The following is a 21,947-nucleotide window of genomic DNA, read 5'->3' as shown; positions in this document are numbered from 1 at the left end:
TCACGAGGTGCGAACGCCCGGGCAGTCACCCGGGCCTTCATTTGGCAAGCAGGAGAGAAAGCATGTTCAAGCAACGTCATATCGTCATCACCGGAGGCTCCTCCGGGCTTGGGCTGGCACTGGCCGGCAGACTGCTGGATAAAGGCGCCCGCGTCACTCTGGTGGCGCGCCAACGGGCGCGTCTGGAAAGCGCCCAGCGTTCACTCATCGCCGCACAGCCCTCCGCCGTGGTCGAGATTGAGGCTCTGGACGTGACCGATGCGGCCGCTACACGCAGCGGCATGGACGCCATTGCCGCCAGAACAGAGGGCATCGATGGCCTGATCAACTGCGCCGGCATCCTGCGCGAGGGCTACTTCGAGACGTTGACCGACAACGACTTTCGCGAGGTCATGGAGGTCAACTACTTCGGACCGCTCAACGCCACCCGGGCGGCATTGCCCCATCTGGTCGCCGGCAGCGACAACGCCACCAGCACAGGCGCGCCAACGGCCTGGCTGATCAATATCGCCTCGGTGGCTGGCCTCACGGGCGTCTTTGGCTATACCCCCTACTGCGCCAGCAAACACGCCCTGGTAGGTTTGACCGAATCGCTCTACTACGAACTCGCGCCGCGTGGCATTCGCGTCCAACTGGCCTGCCCCGGCGAATTCGACTCCCCGATGGTGGATCAGCTCGAACAGGGCCGCACCCCGGAAAACCGCGCCCAGACGCTGTCCATTCCCAAGGCCAGCGTCGACGCCATCGCCGACGACATCATGGCTGGGCTGGCCCAGGGCGACTTCCTGATCGTGCCGACCCGCAAGGCGCGCCTGGCGACCCTGGGCATGCGACTGCTGCCGAGCCTGTCGCGCAGACTGATGAGGCGCACCGTCGAACGGGTCTATCAGGGCCCCGACGACACCCTGCAGCGACAGATCGGTTAGGTCGTGCGCCTCAACGCTGGCCAGGGTCAGGTGGCTGCGGCCTGTGCTTCCACAAAGGTCTGATGGTCCTGAGCCACGCAGCGGGCATAGCTCAGGGACAGGGTACTCACCATTTCCACGACGCTGTCCAGCTGGCCGTCAACCTGGCGACCGACCGCACGGGCAAAGCGCCCAGGGTCGTCAGGCGCCAGCGCCGCTGCTCCGCGCAGATGCTCCCGCGCCAGAATCGCTCCCCACTGTTTCACCAGCTGCCGATACGCCTTGCCGCTGTCGAGCTTGTGGGTCGGAAAGTCCTCTTTGTAGGGAGACCGCTCACGCACCGAGAACACCTTGTCGCCCAGGTGCAGCCACCCCAGATAGATGTCGGGGTGTTCGGCAATGGCTCGAAAGGCGGCGGCGTGACGGGCGCCTTCGTGGGGAAAGGTGGCTTTCCAGGCTCGCTTGCCGGCGCTGCTCATGAGTACCAGCCCCGCTGGCCCCGGCTGCTCCTTGACGTCGAGAATGACATCGTCGTGCTCGTGATCCTTGCCTCCCTCGATCAAGACGTAGAAGCGCTCGAGGCCCAGCGACCCGGTACCGGCATCGATCCGCCTGGCGGTATCCTTGACGGAAAAGTGCGCGTCCCCCGCGTCACTCAGCTCACCTTTCAGGGTACTGCGGTACTCTTCATTGATGGCCTTGCGCAGCTGACTATCCAGATGGGCAGGCAAGTTGATCAGCTTGCCTTCACGCTGCAGCCTGCGCCCGGTTTCCTCCTGCACGGTCCACTTGTCGAGCATCTTGGCCCGACTTTTCTTGCGTTCCACCTTCTGCATGAAGGGCTTGAGCGGCCCCTTGGCGGTATCGACACTGACATGCCCCGGCGACTCTCCCGCGCGATACCTCGCCAGGGTCTTGTGGTAGCTGAGCACCAGATGCTTGAGACCACGCCTCAATGTCTTGCGCGAGACGCCATTCTCCTCGGCATCCAGCACCAGGCTGATGGACAGGCGCCACAGGTCATACTGATAGTCCCCGATCAGCGCATCGTCGAAGTCGTCCATGCCATATCGCACGCGATCGTCATGGTGGCCATAGGCGCCGAAGTTGTAGGCGTGGGCATCGCCCTGCAACCATGTCTGCGTGTCCACCTGGCCACCGAAGAGGGAGAAGCGCCAGTCGTGCCAGACATCCGCCCAGTAAAGATGATTGGTGCCCCGAAAGAAGGCGTAGGGAGACGCCGAGATCTTGGCGTACTTGGTGCGCTGGTCATCCGCATCAAGGTGCGCGTTGGCCGTGTGGATGGCCTCCATGACCTGGCGCGGTCGATGGTGGCGAGTCAGGGGAAGTGACATGCCAGTCTCCTCGGCAGCTGACAGACGTCATCGGCAGACGATGCCGTCCAGAGAGTTTTCAGAGAGTGCCGCTTTTGGCCAGTCCTGGCCTCAAGGCGCGAATAGACGCGTCATCAAGCATACCTTTCGGAAGCCGGACATGCCGTCTCACCAGCCAACGCCGACCAGGCGCCGGGGCGACACGCTCGACAACCCCGTCGTCAGTGGTGGGCGCCCCCTGCCCTCAGAGGACAGAGGCACAACGCACCGCGCTCGCCCATGGCTGGCGTTACGTGGTAATGATGGGCAGACGGCGGACGTCGAGGGGCAGGCGGTCTTCGTAGAAAGCGCGATCCCGAGGTATGGCGGGCCAGTAACGGTCATACCGGGCGACCTGGGCATTTCCTCAATAGGGATGACACCCGCCCCTGACACCGTCATCTTTTACGGCCACTGTGGAGACTCGATCATGCCAAGGCGCGCAACGCCCATCCAGGCTGACCCGCAAACCCGTTACGCCGGCTTTGCTGGCATCGACGTCTATCATCCTCCCGCCAGCAGCGCTCTGGGCGCTGTCGTCATCGCGGCAAGCGCCCGGGGCATCGCCAGAATTGACTTTATGGAGAGCGCCGCGGCAGCGACGATCACGCCCCGCGCCACGCCCTTGACGGAGGTCTGCCGTGAACAGCTGACAGAGTTCTTTGCCGGACAGCGTCAGCAGTTTGATCTACCGCTCGAGCCGCAGGGCACCGAGTTTCAGCGCCAGGTGTGGCAGGCACTGGCCGCCATTCCCTTCGGCGAAACGCGAAGCTACGGACAACTTGCCGAAGGCCTGGGACGCAAGGGTGCCCAGCGAGCGGTGGGGGCGGCCAACGGGCGCAATCCGATTTCGATCGTGATTCCCTGCCATCGGGTCATTGGCAGCGACGGCAGCCTGACCGGCTATGCTGGTGGGATGGGGCGCAAGCAGTGGCTGCTCGCCTTCGAAGCGCAGGAAGTGCCGCTGACGCTGTGCTGAGGGCAGCTAGCATAGACTCCGCCAGCCCGCCGCTCAGCGGACAGATATCACCTTGCCGGACGGAGAAAGGTCTCAGGACTCGACATTGGCAGACGCGATTCGCGGATCGAAGACCAGGTGCGCACGAATGGCCTGGACGTCATCCAGCGGGTGCTCGTAGCTCCACACAGCATCCTCATAGCGTTGCCCATCGACATCGACATGGAAGTAGCTGGCATCCCCCTTGAAGGGACAGTGCGTGCGCGTCTCGCTGGGCGTCAATCGTGTCATGTCCACATCAGCCCGAGGAAGATAAAGCCTCGTTGGATAGCCAGGTTCGTTCAACTCGAGCGCGTGCAGGGTGTCGGCGACCACCTCGCCATCAATATCCACTCGCACGCGAGTAGTCAGGGGATAGATCGCAATACGCTGTCGTGGTGCATCCATCGGCATTCTCCTGTGATTGATTAACCCGCAATCCCGCTGGCCAAGTGACGCCTCGCCGTCTTCCACTGGTAACTCACCGGGTGCCCTTCATCGACCGTGCCGATACCCGTATACGTGTGTTATCTCGGCGGTGCCACGCCTTTCGTTCTGACTATCACTAGAGCCTAGTACTGAGGATCATTAGAGCTTAGTGCTGACGGTGATTAGAGCCTAGTTCTGCCCGTCATGAGACCGTGTCCACGATGACTGCCATGGTCGCGGGCTCTGTAGGGACTATCTCGCTGCTATTGGTTGCTTTCTCAAGGAAAAAACTTACGTTCTCACGCAGCTATCCTACTGCGAGCGGCCCTGTTGACGTCTTTTTCTTGAGCTTCCCTCACCCCAGAATGAGAGGGGGCCGCTAGTGTCAGCCGCCCTTTTCATCACACCATCGCATCACACAATTGCATCACCCTATCGCTTCACACTATCCCGCTCTTTTCGGCAGATTATCATGCTGTGAGAATTCAACTCGGTCCGCGTTATGCTGCCTCGGTCGTGGTTCCCATGACGTTTCCCTATTGACCAAAAATCAACGAAGACTCATTTAGTGGAATCCAATGTCAGGGTTTTCTATCCTAGGCCCTCGTGGCGCCATTTTCGGGCCACGAATCTGGCACTACCTGACGCGCTCAGGCGCTTTCATGACGATAACATCTGGCGCATTTCAGCCGGTCTGACCCACCGGTGCGCCGCCCAAGGAAACTTCCATGCCCCCGTTCGCCCGCACATCGCTTGCCCTGGCCCTGCCTCTGCTGACCGCCGCCTGCGCCAGCATGTCCACCAGCAAACCCGCTGTCGCTCAATCCCTCGACTGGACCGAGCCCCCCGTCTACAGCACCCTGACGCTGTCTGCCGGCTTCCAGCCGGATCCCCAGACGGTCAGCGTCATGGCTGGCGGCGATACACGTGCAAGCGTTGTCAGTGCCGACTGTGCGGGCTTCGTCAATCCCGCTGCTCCGGACGTGGACATCAATTACACCGCCGGCAGCTATCCGCTGAAGATCGCCGCCAGTGCCTCCAGCGATACGACGCTGGTGGTCTATGATCCTGCCGGTATCTGGCACTGCAACGATGACGCCAGCGGCACCAATCCCGCCATTGTGTTGCCCAATCCGGCAAGCGGTAACTACAACGTGTGGATCGGCACCTATGAGTCGGGCGGCCGACTGGTGCCGGCGGAACTGCAAATTTCCGAGTCCGTGAGTTCAAACACCGCGGCTGCCAGCCCTTCTGCCAGTGCCTCCAACGATTACATTGGTGGCGATATCGAGTGGGGGGATGATGGAAGCCAGTGGAGCAATGACGGTGAGTGCGATGATCCGCGCTTCCTGGGCCCGGGCGCTGCCGCCGGCAACATCGACGCCGACCGCTTCCACGACGCCAGCGACTGCCGCAGCCTGTACGAACAGGGCCAGCTCTACTTGCGTTAAGAGACTTGTGCCAAGCAACTTGTGCTAAGAGAGTTCAGACGCGCGGATGACGCCTGCCGCCCTTCGCGTTCAGGACTCACCGCGTACGGCCCTTTGCCCGCGGGGTGCATGCGAAGTGCTACATGCCTTCACATGCACCTCATTTCGCGGCGGGTCCTGCGGTGGTGCCATGGTGATCCATCGCGGCCAACGAGACTCTGCGTGTGTTTACCACATGGGCCTTCATCGCATGGTCATGGGAAGACGATACGCTGAACCGACCTTTTTCCTTCGGTGAACCCATGCACCACGATCGCCCCTCTTCACGCCGCCGTTCTTCACACGGTCGCGGTCCGGATCACTCCTGTCCGGACAACCCGTGGCAAGATCATCCTGCTCCAGGATATCGGGAGATTTTCCTGACGTTTCTTGGCCTGGGGCTGACATCCTTTGGCGGGCCTGTCGCTCACCTGGGCTACTTTCGGCAGGTCTTTGTCAAACAGCGTGGATGGCTTTCTGATACCGCTTACGCGGAGCTGGTCGCGCTGTGTCAGTTCTTGCCGGGCCCTGCCAGTAGCCAGGTGGGGCTGGCCATCGGGCTGATGCGCGGAGGACTGACCGGGGCGCTGCTGGCCTGGCTCGCCTTCACACTGCCTTCTGCGCTGGCGATGATGGCATTTGCACTGGGTGCTGGCAGCATGGACGGCGCCATCGGCGAGGTGCTGATTCATTCGCTCAAGCTGGTGGCCGTCGTCATTGTCGCTCACGCGATCCACGGCATGGCGCGTCAACTGTGTCCCGACCTGCCCCGTGCAGGCATTGCGCTGGCTGCCCTGGCGGTCATGCTCGCCATGGGTGGCATCAGTGCACAGGTGGCCGTCATCCTGTTCGGGGGCCTGTGTGGCATCTGGTGGCTAAGCGCCGACGTTCCCTCAGCCTCTACCACTTCCCTGGCGGCGCCCCTTGCTGGCTGGGTCAGTGCGCTGGCACTTTTGCTTGGCGCCGTGATGCTGGTGGCCTTGCCGATCCTGGCGGCAGGCACCGACGCCCTATGGGCCGACCTTGCCGACAGCTTCTACCGGGCGGGGGCTTTGGTCTTTGGCGGCGGCCACGTCGTGTTGCCGCTACTCGACGCCGAAATGGTGGGCAAGGGGCTGGTGTCAGAAGCGGACTTTGTGGCGGGGTACGGCGCTGCCCAGGCAGTCCCGGGGCCTCTGTTCACCTTTGCGGCCTATCTGGGCACCGTGGCGGGAGGCATGAGCCTATGGGCCGGTGCTCTTGCGCTGGTCGCCATCTTCCTTCCTGGCGCCCTGCTGGTGGTGGGCCTACTGCCACTGTGGCAGCGCTTGGGCCAGCACGCTCGTTTGAGAGCGGCGATGAAGGGAGCCAATGCCGCCGTCGTCGGACTGCTCTGTGCGGCCTTCATCGACCCTATCTGGCGAAGTGCGATCGATTCGCTGGTCGACATCGCCATCGTGGTGGCAGGTTTTGTTATGCTGAAGCGCATCCCGGTGTGGGCGCTGGTGCTTCTGTTTCTGGCCCTTGGGCTGGTTCGGGGATCATGGAGCATGCTGCTGCAGGGGTAGTCCAGCAGCACGCTGGCTCTGACTCTGGCTCTGACTCTGGCTCTGGCTCTGGCTCTGGCTCCGCCCCTGGCGTCACTCGGATCACACCACCCTGTCCCCGCGCATTTTCTCCCAGCGCTGAGGGCAACCGCCCTCAGCAGGTCACGCCCGAGTGCTCCTGCTTGAGGCGATAGAAGTCCTCGACGATCTCCTCCATGGCGCCAGCGTCGTAGGGGCAGAGCCCGCTCACCACCAGCTTCTTGCCACCACGCCCAATCACCTCACCCGCCGCCTCAATGGCAAAATCGAGATGCACATCGCCACGCTTGCCAATCACTTCCAGCCGCGAGTCAAGCAGCCGCAATGCAGGCATCTGGGCATCCAGTCGATCCAGCGAGAAGCCCATGCTGTCGTAGATCACCAGCGGACGCTTGGGATTGAACATGACGCCGCAGTCTTCCATCAGCGGCTTCAGGTAGTGAGGGAAATTCTTGCCCGAAAAGGCGACATAGCAGCGCGTGAAGGCTTCAACCACCTGCTCGTCGAAGGTCACCTCACCACGCCGTTCGACCTCGAGGTAACACTTGCCATCACCGTCCTGCACCCGGATGACGCGATCACCATGCTCGATGAAACTGAGCGGGCGGTCGGCGCCCACCATGGCCAGGAACCGGAAATTCATGTGCTGTGACAGACCAAATCGCTTCAATACCAGGGCGAACAGCAGATCTCCGGGGACACAGAACCGACGGGCGCCCGGCGTGTGGATCGGATTGAAGTCACCGGCGATACACTTGGCAAAACGGCTGGCCTGTTCGGCGGACACCAAGATGCAATCGTCGATACAGGAATGATACTCATCAAGAAACATGGGACGGACGCCTGGCTAAAACTGGAGTGGGAAAGGCCGGCTCAGCCCTTCTGGCCCGCATGATGCCATAGATCCCCATCAAATGAGCAGGTCCGCGAATGCTTCAACCGATCCACGTCAGTTGCGCCAGCGTCGCGTTTCTTGTCCTGCCCGCCACTTCATGACACTCCTTTGCCGACATGTGACCCCTTATGGCTTCGTCAGCTACCTCCAGGTCACGGCACCAACGCCCCCTACCAAAGGTGCAGCACAGCGCGCCTTTGGCAGCATATTGCGGTGCAAAACGCTGTGATAGGCTCGATGGCGATTTCTCCATCTTTCATTCATTTTCAGGATGCCATCGTCATGTACACGACTGATATTGGCTTACGACGACCACGTCGCTGGCCGCTGCTGATCGCCATGCTCCTGGCGGGCCTCACACTGGCAGGCAACAGCCTCGCTGTTACCGGAGAGCTTGATCTCACCAGCTCCACCACTGGCTTCATTGCGGTAGCCATCTTCGTACTGGCCTATGCACTGGTCATGGCCGAAGAAAAGCTGCACATGCGCAAGTCCAAGCCAGTATTGGTCGCTGCGGGCTTGATCTGGGCGCTGATTGGCTGGACCTACGTTCAGTCCGGTATGCCTGACGCGGCAGAGCATGCCTTCCACGTCACCCTGCTGGAATTTTCCGAGCTGATGCTGTTCCTGCTGGTGGCGATGACCTACATCAACGCCATGGATGAACGCAGGGTATTCGACGGGCTGCGCTCGTGGATGGTGCAGAAGGGGTTCAGCTATCGCACCCTGTTCTGGCTGACCGGCGGCCTGGCGTTCGTGATTTCCCCCATCGCCGACAACCTAACCACCGCGCTGCTGATGTGTGCAGTAGTGACGAAGGTGGCGGAAGGCGACAAGAAGTTCATCAATCTGTGCTGCATCAATATCGTGGTGGCGGCCAACGCGGGAGGGGCCTTCAGCCCGTTCGGCGACATCACCACGCTGATGGTCTGGCAGGCCGGACTGATCGAGTTTCAGGAGTTCTTCGACCTGCTGCTTCCCTCGCTGGTCAACTTCCTGGTGCCGGCGGTGGTCATGAGCTTTTTCATCCACAACCGTACCCCGGACAGCCTGGAAGAGACGGTCGAACTCAAGCGTGGCGCCAGACGTATCATCGTGCTGTTCCTGCTGACGGTAGCGACTGCCGTGGCCTGCCATACCCTACTGCACCTGCCGCCGGTGCTGGGCATGATGACCGGGCTCGGCTACCTCCAGTTCTTCGGCTTCTACCTGCGCAAGAGTCTGCCGAAGTCGTTGGACCGCAAGCGCACTGCCTATACCCAGAAAGGTGACTGGAAGAAGCTCGAACAGCTCGGCAGCGTGGTGCCCTTTGACGTCTTCAACCGCGTGGCGAGGGCCGAGTGGGATACGCTGCTGTTCTTCTACGGCGTCGTCATGTGCGTCGGTGGACTGGGCTTCATGGGCTATCTCGGTCTGCTCTCCGACGTGATGTACCAGCAGTGGGATGCGACCTGGGCCAATATCGCGCTGGGCATCATCTCGGCGGTGGTCGACAACATTCCCGTGATGTTCGCGGTGCTGACGATGGAGCCGGACATGTCCCACGGCCACTGGCTGCTGATCACGCTGACCGCAGGCGTCGGCGGCAGCTTGCTGTCGATCGGCTCTGCTGCAGGGGTCGCACTGATGGGCCAGGCTCGCGGCTACTACACCTTCATGGGCCACCTGCGCTGGGCGCCGGTGATTGCCCTCGGCTACGCCGCCAGCGTTGCCGTGCACCTGTGGCTCAACCAGGCTAGCTTCGCCGTTTCAGGCTGAACCCGCTATCCGAGGCGAGGACCAACGCAGGTGCTGGGAGCGCTTGCGTTGGTGGCATAAACTCTTTGCTACCTCTCTTTTGCCGCACATTGGCTCTCCTTAGGATAAGCTTGTTAAAGCACAATACAGACGCATGACATGCGTAAAGACATAAGGCTATCCGCTCTTGCATGACGCTGCTGTCGCCCATACCGCGCAGGCGCCATGACGCAAGGAAGCCAAGCAGGGAACTCAGACCTTTATGACACCGTGGATGCCACTCTCCAGGCGACATCTGCCCGCTAGCGGGGCGATCGAGAGGCTGCATTGATGCGCAAGGCTGCTCTTCGCCTCCTGTTCTGCGTATGTACGGCTCTGCTGACAGGAGGGCTCGTCGGCACGACCGCGTGGGGAAAGCCCCCGACTGATGTCGCCGTCATCGCACACCCTGGCGTCGCCCTGCAGGAGCTGGACCGAGACACGCTCAGGGCGATCTTTGCCATGCGTCTTCGCACCTGGCCCGACGGCCATGCGGCGGAAGTTTACGTACTGGCCAACGACGACCCGGTTCACGGGGCCTTCGTCAAACAATGGCTCTCCGTCTATCCCCACCAACTGCAGTTGGCATGGGACCGCATTGTATTTTCCGGCACTGGCCAGGCACCCCACCGCGTGCGCAGCCAGCGGGACATGATTGACACGGTGGCGTCCACCCCAGGTGCCATCGGCTACATCGAAAGGGAGTACCTGGATGAGCGCGTCCAAGCCATCAGCAGGGATTAGCGAAGCGCTATCAGCTTGCCGCGAGCCATTTTCGCCTGGCATCCACGGCGGCCACTATCATGCCACGGGGCGAGAGCCTCAACGCCATGGCCTACTCCGCGTATCGCCGGCCCGGCTAGGCCTGTTGGCGACGCTGGTGCTGGCCTGCCAGGCCAAGGCACATGCCAGCCCGTTGGATACGGTTCAGGTTCATGGTTTCCTCAGCCAGGCGCTGGTCATCACCGACGACAACAACATGTTTGGTGACAGCAGCGACAGCGGCGGCAGCTGGGACTATACAGAGCTGGGCATCAACGCATCGATTCGGCCCACGGAGAACCTGCTGCTCGCAGCACAGGCATTGAGTCGTCGCGCCGGAGGGATCGACAATGGCTCCATCGAGCTCGACTACGGAATCGCCGACTGGCAGCTGCTGTCCAACACAGAGCGCACTTTCGGCGTGCAACTTGGGCGCTTCAAGAACCCTTTCGGCTTCTACAACCAGACCCGTGACGTTGCCTTCACTCGCCCCAGTATCCTGCTTCCCCAGTCGATCTACTTCGATCGCACGCGTTCGCTGGGACTTTCCGCCGACGGCCTGAAGCTCTATCACGAAGAGCGCATCAATGATGGCGTGATTCATACCCAGCTCGGGGTCGGCCAGGCTCAGGTCGACGATGATGTCGAAGAGGTCCTCGGCCTGGATGTCCTGCCGGGCTCCTTCGATGCCGATACCTCGCTGGTGGGGCAGGTCCGCTATGAACATGATGGTGGACGCATGGTGTTCGCCTTGAGTGCCGCGTCCGTCAAGGCCGACTATGACTCTCCCGGAGCCTTTCCCGGAGACGGCAAGCTGGACTTCCAACCCTGGATATTTTCCGCGCAATACAATGCCGAGCAATGGAGTCTGACGGCGGAGTATGCCCTGCGCGATGTCGAGCTGGCCGGGTTCAATGCGTTCGAGGACAACAAGAACCAGGGCGAAAGCTGGTACGTGCAGTACCGTCGCCGTTTTCTCGACGACTGGCGCTGGCTGATTCGCTACGACAGCCTGGTCAACGACCGCGATGACCGTAACGGCAACGACTACGAACGCGAGGGCCGTGGGCCGAGCTATTCCCAGTACGCCAACGACTGGACCTTCGGGTTGCAGTGGCAGCCCCATAGCCGCGTCATGCTGGCGGGGGAGTACCACCACGTGGACGGCACTGCCTGGCTGCCGGTGCAGGACAATCCGGACCCGCGTGATACAGAGCGCAGCTGGGACATGTGGCTCTTTCAGCTGTCGTTGAGGTTCTGATGTCACGTGCTTCCGATAGCCGATCCCAGCGCTTGCGCCTGGGCTTGACCTGGCGTGTGGTGACGCTGACCAGCCTATTGCTGGTCGCCCTGGCGGTGCTCTTCACGTACCTCTCCTACACCAACCTCACGCGGCAGTTCACGGCCTCTCGCCAGGAACAGATCGAGCGCCAGCAACGAGAGCTCGAATTTGCCATCCGCCGCTCGGAGAACGGCTTGCAGCAGCTGGCGGGACTCATTGCCGCGTCTCCTGACCTGGGTCCCGCACTACGCCGCCCCACTCTGCCCTCGTCGGCTGCCGAGCTGTCACCGGATCTGGCATCGCTGTGGCCCTCACTGCAGCTGGAAGCCGGCGTTGAACGCATGCTGGTGTACGACGACCAGGCTGGCCAGGTCATGGCGCTGGGAGGCGAACCGGACCAGCAGGCGCCCTCTCGCTACACGCGCTGGATGGCCACCGTCATGCGTGAGGAGCGCCCCTTATCCCCTCTTGAGTGTGCCCCCCAGTGCCGCCAGTATGCCGTGGTCCCCATTCTGGCCGATGGCGGCAGTTCCGGAGCTTTGCTGCTATCGCGTTCCCTGGCCGACGTGACCCGCCAGACCCGCGATATCTCGACCAGCGAGGTGGCGCTGATCAGCCTTGTGGCCAGCGACGACCAAGGGCCAGGCACCCAGGCCGAGCGACAGCTGCCTGACTGGCAAGGGCGCGTGCAGGCCGTGACCAATGCGCCCCACAGCCTGGCGCTGCTCAGGCAGGCAAGTCGCAAGGGCTCGCTCGAGGACCTGGCGCGAACGCCACTGCGCATACAGCAGGACGGTCGCCATCTCGAGCTGTCGGCTGTGCCGCTGACCTCATCCTCCGGAACACGTGCGCCCGCCTACTTTGTGCTGATGTCCGACATCACCACGCAGATTCATGCCATCCAGCTGGACACCCGCACCCAGATGATCGCGAGCCTGTTTGGCTGGCTATCGGCTGAACTGCTGCTGCTGGCGATTCTGCTGCGGCCCATGGCCCGCCTGCGCCGCGTGGCCTCGGTGCTGCCATTACTGGCTCGAGGCGGCTTCTCCCAGGCGCGTGATGCACTGCCGCTGGCGCCACGCCGCCTACCGGACGAGATCGATGTGCTGGAAGCCAGCACACTGACCCTCGCTGACCATCTCGAGCGCCTGCAACAGCAGGTCAGCCAGCGTGGCGAAGAGCTAGCTCGCCGGATCGAGGAGCTGGCCCGGGAGCGAGACTTCATCAGCAGCCTGATCGATACCGCCCAGGTCTATATCCTGACCCAGGACGAGGAAGGACGTATCGACATGATCAACGCCTACCTCGAACAGCAGCTGAGCTGTCCGTCTCGCGAACTGCTGGGACGCCGTTTCGACGACATCTTCGATGCTGCGCTGGAGGCCACCACGCCAGGCTCGTCCCGACTGCAGGAGGAGCGGACCCTGACCCTGCCCGATGGTGAGCTACGCACCATCATCTGGTACCACAGCCCCCTACTGGGCCGCGACAGCACGTCTCTGGCACGGATTTCGGTCGGCCTTGATATCACTGAACGCAAGGCGGCCGAGTCTCGCCTGACCTGGCTCGCCGAGCGCGATCCGCTCACAGAGCTCTACAATCGACGCTTCTTCCTCGAATCCCTGCGGCGTGCACTGAGCCGTGGCGAACACGGTGCAGTGATGCTGCTGGATCTGGACCAGTTCAAGGAGGTCAATGAACTCAGCGGTCATCACGCAGGCGACCGCATGCTGCACACCGTGGCCCGGTTGCTGCAGCAGGAGTATGCCCACCGCGGGGTGATCGCACGTCTCGGGGGAGATGAGTTTGCGTTGCTGCTGAATGGCGTGGACGAGGATCATGCCATACGCATTGCCCAGCACCTGAACCAGCTGTTCGAAAGCCTCGGCTTTGTTGCCGAAGGCCGCCGCCACAGGATCACTGCCAGCATAGGCATCGTCCCCTTCCCCAGTGAAGGGGCCACACCTGCAGACCTGATGGCCAGCGCCGACGTAGCCATGTACAAGGCCAAGGCCAGCAACCTCCAACGCTGGCACCTGCTGGCCACGCTGGAGAACGCTCGTGACGAGTTGAATGAGCGCGTCTACTGGGTAGACCGTATCCGCCGTGCGCTGGTCGACGGCGACTTTGTGTTGATGGTGCAACCCATCGTCAAGCTTGAAGACCGCTCCATCCGTCACTACGAGGTGCTGCTGCGGTTGCGTGATGACGATGGCAGCCTGATCTCTCCCGCTCGCTTTATCCCGGTGGCAGAGCACTCCGGTCAGATCGTGGCCATCGATCGCTGGGTGCTGCACCACTGCGTGCACGCCCTGGCGCGCCTTGACGGCATCAGCCTGGCGGTGAACCTGTCTGGCCAGTCACTGCATGACGAGGGTCTCAAGCAATTCCTGGCGGACTTGCTTGAGACCAGCCAGGCGGATCCCCACCACCTGGTGCTGGAAGTCACCGAAACCGCTGCCGTGACCGACTTTTCGACGGCACGAGGCGTACTGCAGAGCGTTCGCGACCTGGGCTGCCGTACGGCGCTGGATGACTTCGGGGTGGGCTTCTCGAGCTTCCACTACCTGGGTCAGCTGCCCGTCGACTACATCAAGATCGATGGCTCCTTCATCCGTAGCCTGGCCACCAGCCCCGATAGTCGTGTGATCGTCAAGGCGGTTTCCGACATTGCCACCGGCTTCGGCAAGCAGGCCGTCGCCGAGTTTGTGGATCAGGAGGCCCTGATCCCTCTGCTGTCGTCTTACAACATTGCCTACGGCCAGGGCTATCACCTGGGCCGCCCGGTGCCGTTCGAAGAGGTCTTCGACTTCAATCCAGTGAACAATACGCACCACGGGAAATAGTGCATATTAAAGGGACCTTAATAACAAGGGGAGGAGCGCATCTTGAGCGGGTATGCCACCTCCCCGCGACAGGCAGGAACCGACAACAGGGAGGTCACCGTCCATGCCAGCAGATGAGGCACACAGTTCGACGCAGCGGCAACGCTTGCTAGAGCAATTTGCCGATCAATTTCGCGTCATTCTTGTACGTACCGCCGAGGACCGTGAGCGGGTCTATTCTCTGCGCCACGATGTGTTTCTACGCGAGCTGAACTACGCGTTGCCTGGCAGCCATGACGCCAATCAGGAGCACGATGACTTCGACGACCAGGCCTTGCACTGCCTGGTCGAGCACCGGGCCAGCGGACTCGCTGCCGGGTGCGTGAGACTGGTATTTCCGCCGTCGGATCGCCCTGACCACCTTCCCGTCATCGATGCCACTCGACACGTGTTCAGCAGCCGAGAGCTTCACCCCCAGCAACATCAAGGCCGCGACGTCGCAGAAATCTCGCGCCTGGCCATATCACGGCTCTTCCGAGCCCAGGCAGCAGACGAAGACATCCAGCTCGCCCAGTTCCCGCCCGAGGAGCGTCGCGCGTTTCCGCTGATCGTCACCGGCCTGTTTCTCAGTGCCCACGCGCTGGCGGGACTGACCTCTCGTCGCCATCTGTATGCCTTGATGGAACCGCCGCTGGCAAGGCTTTTGACCTTATCCGGGTTTCGCTTCCAATCCGCCAGCGACACCATTCAATACTGCGGCGTCAGGCGCGCCTACTATATCGACAATGATCTCGCCGAGCGCGAACGCAACCCCCTGCTCGACCCTCTCTACTACCGCCTGCGTGACTCACTGAGCCGCCAGCTGCCCGCCGCTGCGGAGCCATCCCACGGCCCCGGAGGCTTATGGTACCGATCCTTCGACTGCCTCTCGTGAGCCTGTCTCGCGTAAGCCTAGCTCACCTGCCCCACAAGCCACTGCGGCATCTCCTTCTTCCGGCGTCAGTGAAGGTCCCGGGTAAAGACTACCGGTCCAGCCCAGGGTCATGATGGCCAGCACATTGCGATGCTCTCCACTGGCCAGATCGAGGCTGCCGTCGGTGCCTGGCAGGATTCCCGTGGAGGGATCACGACGCTCCAGCAGGATGGCATGCAGCGTATCCACCAGTGGGTGATCCGCACGTCCCCCGAGCTGCAGCGAGAGCGCGACCTCGGCCACGATATCCGTCTTGACCTGGGCCAGTGCAGAGGACTGGGACACCAGTGCTTCCACCGCCCAGTCGACCGACCGATGTTGGGCAGTGCGCTGATAGTAGCGACTGGCGGCGATGACAAAATGCGTCAGGCCGTAGAGCCAATTGTGATAGTCGGCGGAAGACAGCTCGGCGATCCGCTCCGCCGGGTACAGCGAGCGAAAGGCCGACGCCACGTCGTCACGTAGATCGACGATACCCAGCTCAGCGAGAAACGTCGCCTGATTGGCGACCTGGGCCGCATAGACAGAGATAACCTCGGGGTCGGTCAGGAAGGCGTGCCAGTCGACCTCGTCAAGCGCCCGCGTGAGTGACGCGTACTGGCCGGGAGGCAGACGCTCCAGTAGACCGTGATACTGAGCCTGGGTCAGCCGAAACAGGATTCCCATTGGCAACATCATCTGTGGATAGTCCGCCAGCATCGCCTTGCGCCGCCGCTGCTTGGCCCGAGTCTCGGGATAGCCCTCGAGCAGCTGGCGATTACGTGCGCGCAGCGCCGCAGGATCCTCCACCGTGGCGGCGTCACGCGCCAGCTGTTGCAGCAGGCGCTGGGCGTACTGACGATTCCAGCAAAGATAGGCGGGATCGCCGGTCAGTCGCCACAGTCGCTGTGCATAGTGACGCTGCTCGTCATTGGGCAGGGATTCCAAGGCCCCGTCGTAGGTGGCACGAATCTCGATCGCCGCCTGGCGCGAGCGGGCCTCCAGTACACCTGCCTCATGGACAGGGGCCAAGGCGTCGGCAGGTGCGTGGCTAGCAGGTGAATCATCAGCTACGCGTGTGGATACATCGCCAGCGTCATATGCCGACGCAGGGGCCGCCCAGGATAACCCTACCAGCACCACATACAGCAGCCTGCGCTGCAGTCGCCGACACCTCTGCCACTGTCCCATTGCGCGCCCCCTTGCCCCGGTAACGTCGGCACACCCCCTGTGCACGCCATACGGCGCTTTTCAGACAGGCGGTGCGTTTCTGGCAAGATAGTTGATCACGCCGTCAACGACACTTGCCTAGGGTTTGTACGAAAAGTCGACGAGCGAAGGTTAGACAAGGCAAAAATCGGTGAGAAAGCGCAGTTTACAGGGGGTAAATGAGCATTTTGACCGGGCTGGCGTACCAGCTGATTTTTAACGCCGTATTACCGAGCGCAGGCACTTTTCAGACAAGCCCTAGTGGCCGTCGTCCTCATCAGGCCACAGCCGTGCCGCCTTGCGACGGGACACCAGGCGAACGCGCATCTTGGGGCGTGCCGGTGCAGGACTCAAAGGCGCTTGAGGGGCAGCCGTAGAGGCATCGCGCCGTTGCTCGTGCGCTAACGAAGCTTCAGCCGCTGAGGACGTGTCATCTGGGGGGGAGGCTGACGCAGACGGCTCGATCACGACCCACGCCACCAAGGGCAGCGCCAGCTGCCAGCGGATGGCGGCAAGCCTCAAGCCTAGGGTGGTGGCCAGGGACAGCACGATCCCCAGCATTGGCAGCTCGAGTCGGGTCAACACCACATATACGACCCCACCGGCAATGGCGGCGGTGGCGTACACCTCGCGACACAGCACCATGGGCACGCGACGCGCCAGCACGTCTCTGACCATGCCGCCCGCGACACCGGTAAACAGCCCCATCAGAACAGCGACCAGCCCCGAGGTGTCCAGCAGCAACGCCTTGTTGGCGCCGATGATGACAAACAGCGCGAGGCCGAAGGCGTCGGCTACCGGCAGGACCACCCGGTGGAGACGGTGGATGTAGTGAAAGCCCACCAGGGCGCCCATGACGGTGGCCAGAATGACCCAGAGATAGACAGGATCACGCACCCAGAAAACCGGAGCCACACCGAGCACCAGATCGCGCAGCGTGCCTCCGCCCACGGCGGTGACTGCGGCCAGCACCAGCATGCCGATGGGATCCATGCGCGAACGGCATGCCAGCAAGATACCCGAAAGCGCGAACACGACAGTGCCCGCCAGATCAAGCGCATAGACCAGCTGTGTATCCACTCCTTAGATCCCCTGACACGATTGCCCAACCATCAACTCGGAGCGTACACCGAGCGCGCCCGCTCCAGATGCGCCTGCATCTCGCGAATGGCGGCCCCTTCATCGGCCTTCTTGAGTGCCGCCAGGATGCGCTCGTGCTCTTCCAGCGTCACGTGCTCGCTGCCCTTCCAGTGAATCAGCGAGGTGTGAAACCGGGCCAACCATTCGAACATGGCGCGACTGACGGCGACGAAGATGGGGTTCCCGGTAGACTCGGCGATGGCGACGTGAAAGTCCATATCCGCCGCGATGAAGGCCTTGATGTCTCGGTTGAGCGCGCGCCTCTGCTGGGCAACCAGCGCTTCGAGGCGCGCCAGGTCCTTCGGTGCCAGCTTGCGCGCCGCCCTCGCCACCATGCCGACCTCAAAGAACTTCCTGGCCTCTTTCAGGTGATCCAGCGTTGCCGGCTCAGTCGCCAGCAGGTGCATGGCGGTCAGTTCGATCTGCGCCAGCATGCCGTCGGCGCTGGGGGTCAGTACCTTGGGCCGCTGCCCATGGTGAATCGCTACCAGGCCGAGACGTTCCAGAGCCTGCACGGCCTCCCGAATAGCCGGTCGCCCTACCCCAAAGGACTCCATCAGCTCACGCTCGGAGGGCAGGCTGTCGCCTGGCGCATACGCCCCCTCCAGCAGCTGTTGATACAGCCGGTCAAACACCTCGTCGGACAACTTGCGGCGAGAAATCTTCAACGAGTCGCTCATGGCTCATTTCCTGCACTGTCTGGGCTCGTGGATCGCCTCCATGACGGGGCGCGAGCGTGACACTCGACCAAGGTCGTGTTTGACACTATCGGTCACTTATATTGTCATCATACCAGTTGCACGACGACTTGCCTCCTTCCTCATTCGAACAGGTTACCTGACCATGACCAGCATTGCCTTGATCGGCGCCGGCGGCAAGATGGGCGCCCGCCTCTCCCGCAACCTCTCGTCCTCGGACTTTGAAGTGCGTCATGTGGAAGTCAGCGAGCAGGGGCGCCAGCGCCTTCGCGATGAGCTGGGGATCGAGTGCGTCGACAGCGCCGAGCAGGCGGTGAAGGGGGCAGATGTGGTCATCCTGGCCGTGCCCGATACATTGATTCAGAAGATTGCCGCCGACCTTTCGCCGTCCATCGCTCCTGGCACCATGGTGATCTGCCTTGACGCCGCTGCACCGTTTGCCGGTCACCTGCCGGATCGTGACGACCTGGTCTACTTCGTGACCCATCCCTGCCATCCGCCGATCTTTAACGACGAGACCACGCTGGAGGCCAAGCGCGACTATTTTGGCGGCAGCCATGCCACTCAGCACATCGTCAGTGCCTTGATGCAGGGTGACGAACAGCATTTTTCCCTCGGCGAGTCCGTGGCCCGCACCATCTACGCTCCAGTCGGACGCAGCCATCGGGTCAGCGTTGAACAGATGGCCCTGCTTGAGCCAGGTCTGTCCGAGACCGTCTGTGCCACACTGCTATCGGTGATGCGGGAAGCCATGGATGAAGTGGTCGCCCGAGGCGTCAGCCACGAGTGCGCGCGAGACTTCTTGCTCGGCCACCTCAATATCCTGGGCGCGGTGATCTTCGACGAGCAGCCAGGTGCCTTCTCCGATGCCTGCAACAAGGCCATCGAGAACGGCAAGCCGATGCTGATGCGGGACGACTGGAAGCGTGTCTTCGAGCCTGACGCCATCGCCGACAGCATTCAGCGCATCACCTAACGCCCACTCCCGCGTCCCGCTGATCAAGGAGCCCCTGGCATGAGCCGTATCGAAGCCCGCTATCTGATCGAGACTCCGTTCGACGTGGCCCATGCCTGCGACGTCATGGCCGGGGAGCAATCCTGCGGCACCTTTACCCGGCTGGCCGCGGAGACCGACGAGTTGCGCGAGCGCCATGCCGCCAGGGTGGAATCCATCGAGCTGCTCGACAGCGTCACGACGCCGTCCTTGCCCATGCCGACACGCCCCCAACCCGACGGCACGCGCTATCAACGGGCTCGAGTGACGCTGTCCTGGCCGCTGGAGAATCTGGGGCCTTCGCTGACCACGCTGATGGCCACCCTGGCCGGCAACCTGTATGAGTTGAAGGAATTCTCGGGTCTCAGGCTCGAGAGCGTCCAGCTGCCGGATGCCTTTGCCGGAGCGTATCCTGGCCCTCAATTCGGCATCGCCGGCACTCGACAGCTGACCGGCATTGGCCAGGGCCCGCTGATCGGCACCATCATCAAGCCCAGCGTGGGGCTGGACCCACAGGCCACTGCCAGCGTCGTCCAGCAGCTGCTGGATGGCGGGATCGACTTCATCAAGGACGACGAGCTTCAGGCCAATGGTCCCCACAACCCATTGGAGGCTCGCGTCGATGCCATCATGCCGCTGGTCCATGCCCATCAGCAGAAGACCGGTCGCAAGGTCATGGTGGCGTTCAATATCACCGGCGAGATCGACGACATGCGTCGCCACCACGACCACGTGCTGGCCGCTGGCGGCAGCTGTGTCATGGTGGCGCTCAACGCGGTGGGCCTGGCCGGCGTCAGCCACCTGCGCCGTCACTGTCAGCTGCCGATTCATGGCCATCGTGCCGGCTGGGGCATGTTCAGTCGCGATCCCCTGCTGGGGATGGACTTCGCCGCCTGGCAAACGTTCTGGCGCCTGGCGGGGGCCGACCACCTTCATGTCAATGGCCTGGCCAACAAGTTCTCGGAGTCTGACGCAAGCGTTGCCGCCAGTGCCAGGGCCTGCCTGACCCCACTGTTTCCCGCTGCTGGCCCTGCCCATACGGTGATGCCGGTGTTCTCCTCCAATCAGACGGCCTGCCAGGCGATCGATACCTGGCGTGCCATGGGCGGCTCCAGCGACATGATCGTCACCGCTGGGGGCGGCATCATGGCACATCCCGGCGGTATTGCCGCCGGCGTCAGGAGCCTGCGTCAGGCCTATGATGCAGCCGCCCAGGGGGTTTCCCTTGCCGAGCATGCGCGCGAGCACCGCGAACTGGCCCAGGCCCTGGAGACCTTCTGCCCATGAGCGAGCTGCTGCTGAGCTACTACGGTGACGATCTGACCGGCTCCACCGATGCACTGGAAGCCCTCGCCAGCCACGGCGTGCCCAGCGTGCTGTTCACCCGCCGCCCCAGTGACGAGCAGCGAGCGCGCTTCGCCCACTGCCAAGCCCTGGGGCTCGCCGGCACAAGCCGCAGCGAATCCAATGACTGGATGCGCCGCGAGCTCAAGCAGGCCTTCCACTGGCTGGCCCAGCAAGGCGCCGAGCTGACCCACTACAAGACCTGCTCGACCTTCGACAGCAGTCCCGAGGTGGGCAGCATCGGCTGTGCCATGGAAGTGGGCCGCAGCGTCTTCGGCGACAACCCGATTCCGCTGGTGGTCGGCGTGCCACAGATGCGCCGCTACACCGTCTTCGGCGAACTCTTTGCCGCCTACCAGGATCAGGTCTATCGGATTGACCGGCACCCCGTCATGGCGCGTCATCCGGTGACCCCCATGCGAGAAGCCGACCTGCGCCGCCACCTGGCGGAGCAGACGGCGCTGTCGATTGGACTGATCGCCGCGCCAAGCCTGACTCGCCCAGATATCGACGATCATGTGGATGAAGTGATGGCGACGTCATCCGCGGTGCTCTTCGACGTGCTCGAGCCACACCACCAGCAGGCGGTGGGCTACCAGCTGTGGCGGACGCGCCCTGGTGTCACAGGGACCTCTGGTGGCGGCCTCGTGGTGGGCTCTTCGGGGGTGGAGTACGCTCTGCTGCGCGAATGGCAACGCCAGGGCACGCTAGCGGGGCCAGCAGCATTTGCACCGCTACCCTCGGTGGATCGGATTGCGGTGGTCTCTGGCAGTGTCTCGAGTACCACGGCTCGGCAGATTGACTGGGCCCGACAGCACGCCAACTTTCACACCATTGAAGTGGATGCCAGGCGCCTGGCCGATCCAGTCTCCTGCCAGCAGGTCATGGCCAGCGCGGTGAGCGAGGCCCTTGAGGCATTGAACAAGGGGCGCAGCATCATTGTGCATACCGCCATGGGCCCCGACAGCCACGACGACAGCCTGACGGCGGAATCCAGCCGCCACCGCCTCGGCAAGTCATTGGGCGAGATGCTCAGGCGACTGGTCGATGACCAGGGACTGAGCCGCGTCTGTGTGGCGGGTGGCGATACATCGAGCCACGCCATCGCCGCGCTGGACATCCACGCCCTGACCGTTCGGCTGCCGCTGCCGGACACCCCTGGCTCGCCGCTATGCCAGGCTCACAGCGACGATCCTCGCTACCACGCCCTGGAGGTGGCCTTCAAAGGCGGCCAGATCGGGGGCGACGACTACTTCGAACGCCTGCGGCGGGGCAGCCACATCGCCGACCACGAGCATTAGTCCGGTCGTGCCAGCGCACGGCCACCAAGCG

The 21,947-nt window shown here is 62.7% G+C and carries 18 protein-coding genes; 12 read left to right on the top strand and 6 right to left on the bottom strand.

From position 1 onward, the window contains the following. Window positions 1-62 precede the first annotated feature (62 nt). Entirely contained in the window at window positions 63-926 is an 864-nt protein-coding gene (locus KUV86_RS10795) for an SDR family NAD(P)-dependent oxidoreductase (RefSeq protein ID WP_222484760.1), read from the top strand. 26 nt (window positions 927-952) lie between these two features. Here KUV86_RS10795 and KUV86_RS10790 read toward each other — a convergent pair whose 3' ends face one another. After that, complete coding sequence (locus KUV86_RS10790; protein ID WP_222484758.1) at window positions 953-2,260, bottom strand: DUF2252 domain-containing protein; 1,308 nt, start codon at window positions 2,258-2,260, stop codon at window positions 953-955. A 448-nt stretch (window positions 2,261-2,708) separates the two neighbouring features. Between KUV86_RS10790 and KUV86_RS10785 the strand changes: the two genes are divergently transcribed. Then, the gene (locus KUV86_RS10785; RefSeq protein WP_224851970.1) at window positions 2,709-3,257 is read left to right on the top strand and encodes a methylated-DNA--[protein]-cysteine S-methyltransferase; all 549 of its coding nucleotides are present in this window, start codon (window positions 2,709-2,711) and stop codon (window positions 3,255-3,257) included. A gap of 72 nt (window positions 3,258-3,329) precedes the next feature. Here the strand turns inward: KUV86_RS10785 and KUV86_RS10780 are convergent, their stop codons facing one another. Next, window positions 3,330-3,683 (bottom strand): DUF427 domain-containing protein, encoded by a 354-nt coding sequence (locus tag KUV86_RS10780; protein WP_206941431.1) that lies wholly within the window; start codon window positions 3,681-3,683, stop codon window positions 3,330-3,332. Window positions 3,684-4,432: 749 nt separating this feature from the next. Here KUV86_RS10780 and KUV86_RS10775 point away from each other — a divergent pair. Both KUV86_RS10775 and chrA read left to right on the top strand, forming a co-directional pair. Next, on the top strand, window positions 4,433-5,155 hold the full coding sequence (locus KUV86_RS10775; RefSeq protein WP_222484756.1) for a hypothetical protein: 723 nt from the start codon (window positions 4,433-4,435) through the stop codon (window positions 5,153-5,155). A 281-nt stretch (window positions 5,156-5,436) separates the two neighbouring features. Next, window positions 5,437-6,720 (top strand): chromate efflux transporter, encoded by a 1,284-nt coding sequence (chrA, locus tag KUV86_RS10770; RefSeq protein WP_222484755.1) that lies wholly within the window; start codon window positions 5,437-5,439, stop codon window positions 6,718-6,720. A 133-nt stretch (window positions 6,721-6,853) separates the two neighbouring features. Here chrA and KUV86_RS10765 read toward each other — a convergent pair whose 3' ends face one another. Beyond that, the gene (locus tag KUV86_RS10765) at window positions 6,854-7,570 is read right to left on the bottom strand and encodes a DUF3581 family protein (RefSeq protein WP_222484754.1); all 717 of its coding nucleotides are present in this window, start codon (window positions 7,568-7,570) and stop codon (window positions 6,854-6,856) included. A gap of 345 nt (window positions 7,571-7,915) precedes the next feature. Here KUV86_RS10765 and nhaD point away from each other — a divergent pair, with 345 nt between their 5' ends. The 5 genes from nhaD to KUV86_RS10740 all read left to right on the top strand — a co-directional run bounded on the left by nhaD (window position 7,916) and on the right by KUV86_RS10740 (window position 15,212). Continuing rightward, window positions 7,916-9,391, top strand: coding sequence for a sodium:proton antiporter NhaD (nhaD, locus tag KUV86_RS10760; RefSeq protein ID WP_206941438.1), 1,476 nt, complete (start codon window positions 7,916-7,918; stop codon window positions 9,389-9,391). Between the two features lie 309 nt (window positions 9,392-9,700). Continuing rightward, a complete protein-coding gene (locus tag KUV86_RS10755) occupies window positions 9,701-10,153 on the top strand; it encodes a hypothetical protein (protein ID WP_224851969.1) in 453 nt (150 codons plus the stop codon). Next, window positions 10,122-11,432 carry a hypothetical protein gene (locus KUV86_RS10750; protein ID WP_261396466.1) on the top strand — a complete coding sequence of 437 codons (1,311 nt, stop codon included), beginning with the start codon at window positions 10,122-10,124 and terminating at the stop codon, window positions 11,430-11,432. The genes KUV86_RS10755 and KUV86_RS10750 overlap by 32 nt, the downstream gene beginning before the upstream one ends. Then, a complete protein-coding gene (locus KUV86_RS10745) occupies window positions 11,432-14,299 on the top strand; it encodes an EAL domain-containing protein (protein WP_222484753.1) in 2,868 nt (955 codons plus the stop codon). Before KUV86_RS10750 ends, KUV86_RS10745 begins: the two co-directional genes overlap by 1 nt. A gap of 103 nt (window positions 14,300-14,402) precedes the next feature. After that, window positions 14,403-15,212, top strand: coding sequence for a PEP-CTERM/exosortase system-associated acyltransferase (locus tag KUV86_RS10740; RefSeq protein WP_222484289.1), 810 nt, complete (start codon window positions 14,403-14,405; stop codon window positions 15,210-15,212). Here KUV86_RS10740 and KUV86_RS10735 read toward each other — a convergent pair. The 3 genes from KUV86_RS10735 to nanR form a co-directional block, all read right to left on the bottom strand. Continuing rightward, window positions 15,180-16,262, bottom strand: a complete 1,083-nt coding sequence (locus KUV86_RS10735) for a DUF3541 domain-containing protein (protein ID WP_222484752.1) — start codon at window positions 16,260-16,262, stop codon at window positions 15,180-15,182. The genes KUV86_RS10740 and KUV86_RS10735 overlap by 33 nt on opposite strands. A 435-nt stretch (window positions 16,263-16,697) precedes the next feature. Continuing rightward, entirely contained in the window at window positions 16,698-17,519 is an 822-nt protein-coding gene (locus tag KUV86_RS10730; RefSeq protein ID WP_224908485.1) for a trimeric intracellular cation channel family protein, read from the bottom strand. Window positions 17,520-17,551: 32 nt separating this feature from the next. Then, the gene (nanR, locus tag KUV86_RS10725; RefSeq protein WP_206941446.1) at window positions 17,552-18,259 is read right to left on the bottom strand and encodes a transcriptional regulator NanR; all 708 of its coding nucleotides are present in this window, start codon (window positions 18,257-18,259) and stop codon (window positions 17,552-17,554) included. A 163-nt stretch (window positions 18,260-18,422) separates the two neighbouring features. Between nanR and KUV86_RS10720 the strand changes: the two genes are divergently transcribed. Genes KUV86_RS10720 through KUV86_RS10710 form a run of 3 tightly spaced genes read left to right on the top strand, consistent with a single transcriptional unit; the run spans window position 18,423 to window position 21,916 of the window. Then, window positions 18,423-19,253 (top strand): phosphogluconate dehydrogenase C-terminal domain-containing protein, encoded by an 831-nt coding sequence (locus KUV86_RS10720; protein ID WP_222484751.1) that lies wholly within the window; start codon window positions 18,423-18,425, stop codon window positions 19,251-19,253. 39 nt (window positions 19,254-19,292) lie between these two features. Beyond that, window positions 19,293-20,558 (top strand): ribulose-bisphosphate carboxylase large subunit family protein, encoded by a 1,266-nt coding sequence (locus KUV86_RS10715; RefSeq protein WP_222484750.1) that lies wholly within the window; start codon window positions 19,293-19,295, stop codon window positions 20,556-20,558. After that, the gene (locus KUV86_RS10710) at window positions 20,555-21,916 is read left to right on the top strand and encodes a four-carbon acid sugar kinase family protein (protein WP_222484749.1); all 1,362 of its coding nucleotides are present in this window, start codon (window positions 20,555-20,557) and stop codon (window positions 21,914-21,916) included. Before KUV86_RS10715 ends, KUV86_RS10710 begins: the two co-directional genes overlap by 4 nt. Window positions 21,917-21,947: the final 31 nt, after the last annotated feature.

Origin of the sequence: Halomonas sp. DP8Y7-3 (genome assembly GCF_019801675.1) — a bacterium.
Taxonomy (GTDB): domain Bacteria; phylum Pseudomonadota; class Gammaproteobacteria; order Pseudomonadales; family Halomonadaceae; genus Halomonas; species Halomonas litopenaei_A.
Note: the sequence above shows the minus strand (reverse complement) of the source record. Positions and strands in the feature narration are given on the sequence as shown.

Bases quoted from the DNA above. Each gene is read 5' to 3' on its own strand.
- KUV86_RS10740 (WP_222484289.1), top strand. From the start codon at position 14,403: ATGCCAGCAGATGAGGCACACAGTTCGACGCAGCGGCAACGCTTGCTA.
- KUV86_RS10780 (WP_206941431.1), bottom strand. From the start codon at position 3,683: ATGGATGCACCACGACAGCGTATTGCGATCTATCCCCTGACTACTCGC.
- KUV86_RS10785 (WP_224851970.1), top strand. From the start codon at position 2,709: ATGCCAAGGCGCGCAACGCCCATCCAGGCTGACCCGCAAACCCGTTAC.
- KUV86_RS10750 (WP_261396466.1), top strand. From the start codon at position 10,122: ATGAGCGCGTCCAAGCCATCAGCAGGGATTAGCGAAGCGCTATCAGCT.
- nhaD (WP_206941438.1), top strand. From the start codon at position 7,916: ATGTACACGACTGATATTGGCTTACGACGACCACGTCGCTGGCCGCTG.
- KUV86_RS10775 (WP_222484756.1), top strand. From the start codon at position 4,433: ATGCCCCCGTTCGCCCGCACATCGCTTGCCCTGGCCCTGCCTCTGCTG.
- KUV86_RS10795 (WP_222484760.1), top strand. From the start codon at position 63: ATGTTCAAGCAACGTCATATCGTCATCACCGGAGGCTCCTCCGGGCTT.
- KUV86_RS10720 (WP_222484751.1), top strand. From the start codon at position 18,423: ATGACCAGCATTGCCTTGATCGGCGCCGGCGGCAAGATGGGCGCCCGC.
- KUV86_RS10765 (WP_222484754.1), bottom strand. From the start codon at position 7,570: ATGTTTCTTGATGAGTATCATTCCTGTATCGACGATTGCATCTTGGTG.
- KUV86_RS10710 (WP_222484749.1), top strand. From the start codon at position 20,555: ATGAGCGAGCTGCTGCTGAGCTACTACGGTGACGATCTGACCGGCTCC.
- chrA (WP_222484755.1), top strand. From the start codon at position 5,437: ATGCACCACGATCGCCCCTCTTCACGCCGCCGTTCTTCACACGGTCGC.
- KUV86_RS10745 (WP_222484753.1), top strand. From the start codon at position 11,432: ATGTCACGTGCTTCCGATAGCCGATCCCAGCGCTTGCGCCTGGGCTTG.
- KUV86_RS10790 (WP_222484758.1), bottom strand. From the start codon at position 2,260: ATGTCACTTCCCCTGACTCGCCACCATCGACCGCGCCAGGTCATGGAG.
- nanR (WP_206941446.1), bottom strand. From the start codon at position 18,259: ATGAGCGACTCGTTGAAGATTTCTCGCCGCAAGTTGTCCGACGAGGTG.
- KUV86_RS10755 (WP_224851969.1), top strand. From the start codon at position 9,701: ATGCGCAAGGCTGCTCTTCGCCTCCTGTTCTGCGTATGTACGGCTCTG.
- KUV86_RS10715 (WP_222484750.1), top strand. From the start codon at position 19,293: ATGAGCCGTATCGAAGCCCGCTATCTGATCGAGACTCCGTTCGACGTG.